Here is a 6066-nt window from a genome sequence, read left to right on the forward strand (position 1 = left end):
TGTTGGTCAGGGTTCAAAAATTTCTGCTCTTTCAATAACAAACCATTCGTGATATAAGATTGCTAGAAAGAAGTCTTCTCCCTTCAGGCGATCGCAGACCGCCATAAAGCCAGAGAAAAAGGGGTCGTCATCATAGGTAGTATCTTTAAGAAACACTGTCAGCGAATTGCCATCTGCACTCCAAATCGAACGCAAAATCGTGATATTGGGATGATGTGCTCCCTCGACTGGTAGAAGCACCCAACGTCCCTTAATTTCTAAAAACTCTGGTTCGTAGTATCTCAGAACCGACTTCCAATCTTCTGGGCCTTCGTGCTTTTCAATAATCCTATCCCATCGCACTGACTTAATTTTTTCAATGACTTCTGGGGATAAATCGGATAATTTCATTCGTTTTTCACCCAAGAGTTAGTATTGACAGTAGAGAATTGCTCAACATTGATTTTATAAATAACGAGTTGAGCAGAGCATAAGAATCCCCATCTACGCCAGCCATATCAATCAATTCCAGCCATCTTTGTGGAGTCATAGTCGGGTCTTGAATGCAATCCCAAACCGAACCCCTGCTCCAACTTGGTCGTTGCCAATCTCTGGGATAAGACCGCTCTAAAAACCACTGCCATTGGCTAGGATGGTTAAGCATATGCTGGGCTATTTCCAGTTCTGATTCCGCCTCGACAACGCGAAAACTCGACGGATACATCCCTTCGACGTAAAGACTGGTGATGAGACTCACATCTTGCACCAAGAAATCTTAATATCAATTCCTTGGCCTTGGAGCAGGGGAAGCAATCGTAAAATGTCAGTTAACAAAGCGCATACAACTAACTGAGGCAAAAGAGTGTGGAGAGCCAATTGTGCTACTTGCCCCCAATCTGGTAAGGTGGTAGACCCAGTAGATAGATAAGCCCAGTGTGCTAACAGGTAGGCAATTCCCGGATAAAATTAGCCAACGGTACATCCCTAGTTTGGTTTGCTGAGCAAAGCGATGTAGACCAAAGCGGTGCTTAGCGGTCTTAAACCACCCTTCAATCTGCCATCGACGTTTACCCCACCAGTTGATAGTGCAGGCTTTGAGGGCTTTAGTAGAGAGGACAAAGCGTTTCTCCCACTTGCCTTCGCGCTTGAGATAGAACCAGGAAATGGAAACAACCTTCATGCAAGCCATCGAGCCGAACTTGTTGTCCGCGCTTGTACAGACTAGATACCTTGCGTCCATCAACGAGTCTGCGGTCGCGCCGCACTCCGACAATGGCATGATATCGGAGCTTACGAATGCCTTGCAGAAATTCCACGCTGCCAAAAGCAGTATCTGCCAACACCATCACCTGAAAGCGACGAGTCAGGACTTTCGGCAATCGTCGTACCAACCGCAAGCCCAGTTGAGCAGGAGAAGTTGTGCCTTGATCCCGATAAACTCGAAAACTCCAGGGCACTCGCCAGTCCCCCACCACCAGGTAAAGCACGACTAGATGTAGCCCCCGTTTGCCATCCAGAACGCTGATGAGCGAATTAAAGGCTTTGAAGTTACCTCGTTTCTCCAAAGTTGTTAAGTCAACGAGCACCTGCAAAGATGGTCTCCGTCCTATTGGTTGGTAGGACAGCAGTTTGGCTAAAACGGCTTGTCGCACCTGTCGAATCATCTGACGGGTTGACCAGGGGTAGTCGTTGAGAAATCGGCTCAAGGCACTGGCAGATTTGACTTGACAATACTCCGGTAAAGGATGCCCTTGGGCTTGCAAAAACAGCCCTAATATTGCTTGCAAGCTATCTCGTTGGTAAGCACTCCGCATCAAGTTGAGCAGGGTGTAAACTAGCCGCAAGGGCTAAGGGCAAGAATGGTGGACATTGTTCTTGCTATCTATTGGTTTCACGCCCTTTTCTCTCATTGAATGCTACCGCTTCACAACTAGAGCATTTGTACTGGTGCAAGATGTGAGGAGATAGAGATTTCCCAGAAAGCTCATCCTTCAATTGTCTCGCTATGCAACTATGCAAGGCTGCTGCCACCTCACCTTTTCTCTTCCAGCAAGTCTAGCCAAATTTTCCTTTAGGGTCGCGCATTGAGACTCACCGGATAGGAACTACAGGCATTCCCCTGTGATACCAAATCGCTGTACCCGTTGTCAGCTCTATCGTTCTCCATCGCCGTACCAAGAGCTGACCGTCGGCGCGTCGGTCAGGCAAACTGCCTTTTTTTCAAAAGTGCAGTTTTACAATTGGTCATTTTAAAAGTTTTGCATTTCTTCAATTTTGGATATTTGCAAAAAGTCAATTTTTAAATATATAGTTAATGAATATCTGCCGACGCTCACCGCGTCACTTGTTCAACGATGCAGACAGTCAGCTCCATATCCTTGGCTGGAGGTCAGGGGAAGACGACAATGGTTTTGTTCGTGGCTCGTCTGTTAGCCGCGAAGGGACATACGGTTTTGGCGATCGATGCCGATCCTCAGAGCAGCCTGACGACTTTCCTGGGTTTCACTGTGGAACCTGACAGCCCCACTCTGCTCGAAGTCCTCAAAAAGCAGGTCGATACGAAGGATGGGATTTACGAGACGAGGTACGACAATCTGTTTTTGATTCCCTCTGATGATGCTCTCGACACGGTGCAAGATTATCTGGCAGGTAGCGGTACTGGTGCTTTGACACTAGGACGACGGCTCAAGAGTGTTGGCAAACTCTTTAACTATTGCCTGATTGATGCCCCCCCGCAGCGATCGCAAATTTCCCTGACAGTTATTGGTGCGTCTGATGGGTTGATGATTCCGGTTGAAGCTTCGGTAAAAGGCTTACAGTCGTTGATTCGCACTCTGGAGTTGATTAATGAACTCAAGGAAGAGGATGAGACGTTTGGGGGAAGGGTTTTGGGTGTAGTTCCGTTTCGCGATCGCTGGGTGGGGTTGCGCCGCACGACGGAGAGTGAGAGCAACATTGAGTCGATGAAGCAAATTACTACTCAATGGTTTGAAGAGGATTTGGTGCTGCCCTCGATTCGGGAGTCGGAGAAGTTCAAGCAAGCGATTAACTGAGGGCTGACGCTGCACGAAATGGGACAAGAGGATTTGGCTTATCCCATTGAGGTTCTAGTAGACAAGATTTATTCGTTGGAGGGTAGGCATGACAAATCCTGACATTCGTTCGCTGATTACATCTAAGTCGCGCCCTAAGGTAACTCCCCGCGATGCCTCACTCTCGCTCAAGCGCTCTCTTGAGGTGGAAGAGGAAGCTGCTGCACTTACTGAAATTTGAACATGCTTGCTAGCATATCTGCTTGTACAAAAGTTGCATTTCCTGTCTCATCCTCTAGAACAATGCCATCTTCCCCTGCACCATGTCCGGAGAAATGAACAATCTGAGGCTGGATGTCCAGCATATGACGATAGAAGTCCCGTTGCCTGACTGCTAATTTCGATTCCAACTTAAACTGCTCTCGATATCGCGATCGCTTTGTTAGCCCCTCATCAATCTCTCGCACTTCCTCGCTTAAGCGCAGTTGAGAAGAATTCTTGGGGTTTGCTGCCAAGAGTAGGACTGTTTTCATCATTTGCATTTGCTTATTGCTTACAATCTGGAGTATTTCATCTGGCTTTAGCGGTTTCCAAGTTTGGCGACGAGATAAGGCTTCAGCCTCCAATAGCCTCCATTGCAGCTTATCTTTTAGCTCCGGAAGCGTGCGAATAATCTTGCGAAGTGCTTCACATGCCTGTGCAGTGCCACGTTCCTGAAGACGTTGTGGAATATAGTCCCTCCAGATCTTAATACTGTCTTCTGATTCCATTACATAAGCTTCCACACCCTTAAGTTCTTCATCTTGAGAATTCTTTTCTTGAGATTCTTCAGTATCAGGATATTGCTGAGCAAGAAAGATGTATAGCTCCGCTATACAATCTTCTTTGAGTCTTTGTTCAACACTCCCTTCAAATTTGATGGAATACGATACAAATTCCATAACTTCTCGACCAAATTCAGGGTCTTCTTGAATCGCCCTCCAAACAACTGACCAACCCGCATTTTCGGCATAGAGTATCAACATTTGAGCTGCAACAATTGCTTTCGCTCTTTCTTCACCACTATTAGGTGGAGGAATAGAAATCAAAGACTCGGTAAAGGTTTTAGCTTGATTAACTTGATAAATTAGAAGTTCTTTAAGTAAGCAGCCTAGACTCTTGGCAGTAAGTGGCTCAGCTTTAACCTTATCGAGTATTACAGTTGCTAGACGCTCATCCCAACAATGCCTTACCTGATCAGTAATGTGAATGGAACCAAGCTGTTTGTTCTCTTCGTTTATTAAAATCATCAAAGTTCTGATAAACTCATCAGGAGCATTCAGATAGGCTAGCTTTACTAGTTTTTGTCTAATTTCCTTATTTTTATCTTCACCAGCGTTAGGATAATCGAGAATAATTGATGTCCAATTTTTCCACATATCAGCAGAGATAGTGGATATGAACTCAGGCTCTTTAAGCAAAATCAACCGTAGAGCTTTATAGCCAGCTAATGCAGAGTAATGAAAAGAGTTAGTACCTAACCAAGCATTAGTTTCCGGTTCTCCCTGATAGATATATACTTTAGCTGCTGCAATGATTCTTATTTTTGTTGCTTCCTCTGCCTCTTTCCATCCTGGAAGAGCTGTCAGATCTGGTTCAAATCGTTCATCATAGTGTGTGCTTGTTGGCATCAGCGTCATTTCTCGGCATAAATGCCACCATGCACCTATTTCACCATTTTCAAACTGACTTAAAGCTGTAAGAACTCTTTCTCTAGGGGATGGCTCCAATAAAGTTTGCCTGTTTTCAGGAGTCAGCATATCCTGAATCTTTAAATATTCTGCTTTCGCCTTTTCAGCTTTGGACGAACCTAACTTAATTGGCTCTAATTCTAATGAGAATTCTGATCTCAGAACTAAGTTGCTCTGGCTAGCGATAAGAATGGCACTCACTTGGTCTGCATTGTTCCAATCAAGCTTCCAGCGTATTAACTTGGCATAAATCTTCTGAATATGCTTAGAGTTTGATGCTTGCAAGCGTTCAATCAACCATAAGAAATCTTGTTTGAGAGGTGTTAGTTGGCTGTACTTACTGTATCCAGCTAACCATAAAGGCTCTTGTTCTGAGTCTGGAAGTAAGTAAATGACTGCTTCTATGAGTTGACGACGTTTGTTATCATTTTCTTCCAGTAGTTGCTTAAAAGACGGCTTGTGTGAATAGTCAAAAATACTATCATATCTCTTGAGTCTTATAAAGATCACTTGGGCAAACAATTCAAGAATTTCTTGTTCTTCAAGATGCTCCCACGCCTTTAACAGGATGGCATCAGATAGCTCTCTAAACGGATAATGTAACTCGTGCCTAACTGGTTGTTTTTCAAGCCATCTTAGTGCTATTGGTAGGTCAGACAACGGGAGACGCGACCCAAAATCTCTTGCTATAAATTCCTGATAGCTACCACCAATATACTTTGCTTTGGGTTGTGTAAGGCTACTAAAGACCTCTTCTGTTGTCATGTAATCTGGATACACAGCTTGCAAAGCATATCCCTTCAACTTATCCTCCGGATCATTTTCAACTTCACCAACCGTTAATGGTTTTAAACGTGCTTTAGTCTTCTCATCACCAACATGATTTATAACCATTGCTGCGCGAATCCTAACCCAATAGGGCTGCTTTGCATCAAGAGCCACATTTATAAGACTATCCTGTACAGCTTGCACATTACATGCTTCTGCAATATCAATTGCTACATATCGTGAGTGAATACTCTTTGTCGAATCACAAATATAGGGATGCAGTTGGTCTGGTAGTTCTGAATGATTCAGATTTTCATAGAGCCGAAATCCGGGTTGGTACACTAACTTTTCTTGATTGTGCAACTCTAGTAAAGACTCAACTAAGGCTGCCTTGTCTGCTTCACTTGCAGTTGATATATCACTTTGAAGTAACACATCGGGATCCAGGGTTATTTCATTCTAAATAGGTCTTTAAGTATGTTAAGACTAAAGCCAGCGAGACGTTGTGCTTGAGCCATGTTTTGGAAACCATAGCTACGATACAGATTGAGTGCGAA

General features: G+C 44.4%; 4 protein-coding genes and 2 pseudogenes. 2 read left to right on the forward strand and 4 right to left on the reverse strand.

Annotation, left to right across the window (positions count from 1 at the left end; all coding sequences use genetic code 11):
• Nucleotides 1-6: 6 nt before the first annotated feature.
• The 3 genes and pseudogenes from H6F63_RS27945 to H6F63_RS27955 form a co-directional block, all read right to left on the reverse strand.
• On the reverse strand, nt 7-390 hold the full coding sequence (locus H6F63_RS27945) for a hypothetical protein (protein ID WP_190640533.1): 384 nt from the start codon (nt 388-390) through the stop codon (nt 7-9).
• Nucleotides 391-397: 7 nt separating this feature from the next.
• Entirely contained in the window at nt 398-736 is a 339-nt protein-coding gene (locus H6F63_RS27950) for a hypothetical protein (protein WP_190640534.1), read from the reverse strand.
• Nucleotides 733-1793 (reverse strand): annotated as a pseudogene (locus tag H6F63_RS27955) (transposase). Before H6F63_RS27955 ends, H6F63_RS27950 begins: the two are co-directional and overlap by 4 nt.
• Before the next feature lie 540 nt (nt 1794-2333).
• Between H6F63_RS27955 and H6F63_RS27960 the strand changes: the two are divergent.
• Together H6F63_RS27960 and H6F63_RS30755 are read left to right on the forward strand one after the other, a co-directional pair.
• Nucleotides 2334-3134 (forward strand): annotated as a pseudogene (locus H6F63_RS27960) (ParA family protein).
• Nucleotides 3121-3252 carry a hypothetical protein gene (locus H6F63_RS30755; protein WP_277876507.1) on the forward strand — a complete coding sequence of 44 codons (132 nt, stop codon included), beginning with the start codon at nt 3121-3123 and terminating at the stop codon, nt 3250-3252. The pseudogene H6F63_RS27960 and the gene H6F63_RS30755 overlap by 14 nt, the downstream one beginning before the upstream one ends.
• Here the strand turns inward: H6F63_RS30755 and H6F63_RS29590 are convergent.
• Complete coding sequence (locus tag H6F63_RS29590; RefSeq protein WP_199298328.1) at nt 3239-5944, reverse strand: hypothetical protein; 2706 nt, start codon at nt 5942-5944, stop codon at nt 3239-3241. The genes H6F63_RS30755 and H6F63_RS29590 overlap by 14 nt on opposite strands.
• Nucleotides 5945-6066 lie beyond the last annotated feature (122 nt).

Origin of the sequence: Trichocoleus sp. FACHB-40 (assembly GCF_014695915.1) — a bacterium.
In the GTDB taxonomy this organism is placed as follows: Bacteria; Cyanobacteriota; Cyanobacteriia; order Cyanobacteriales; family FACHB-T130; genus Funiculus; species Funiculus sociatus.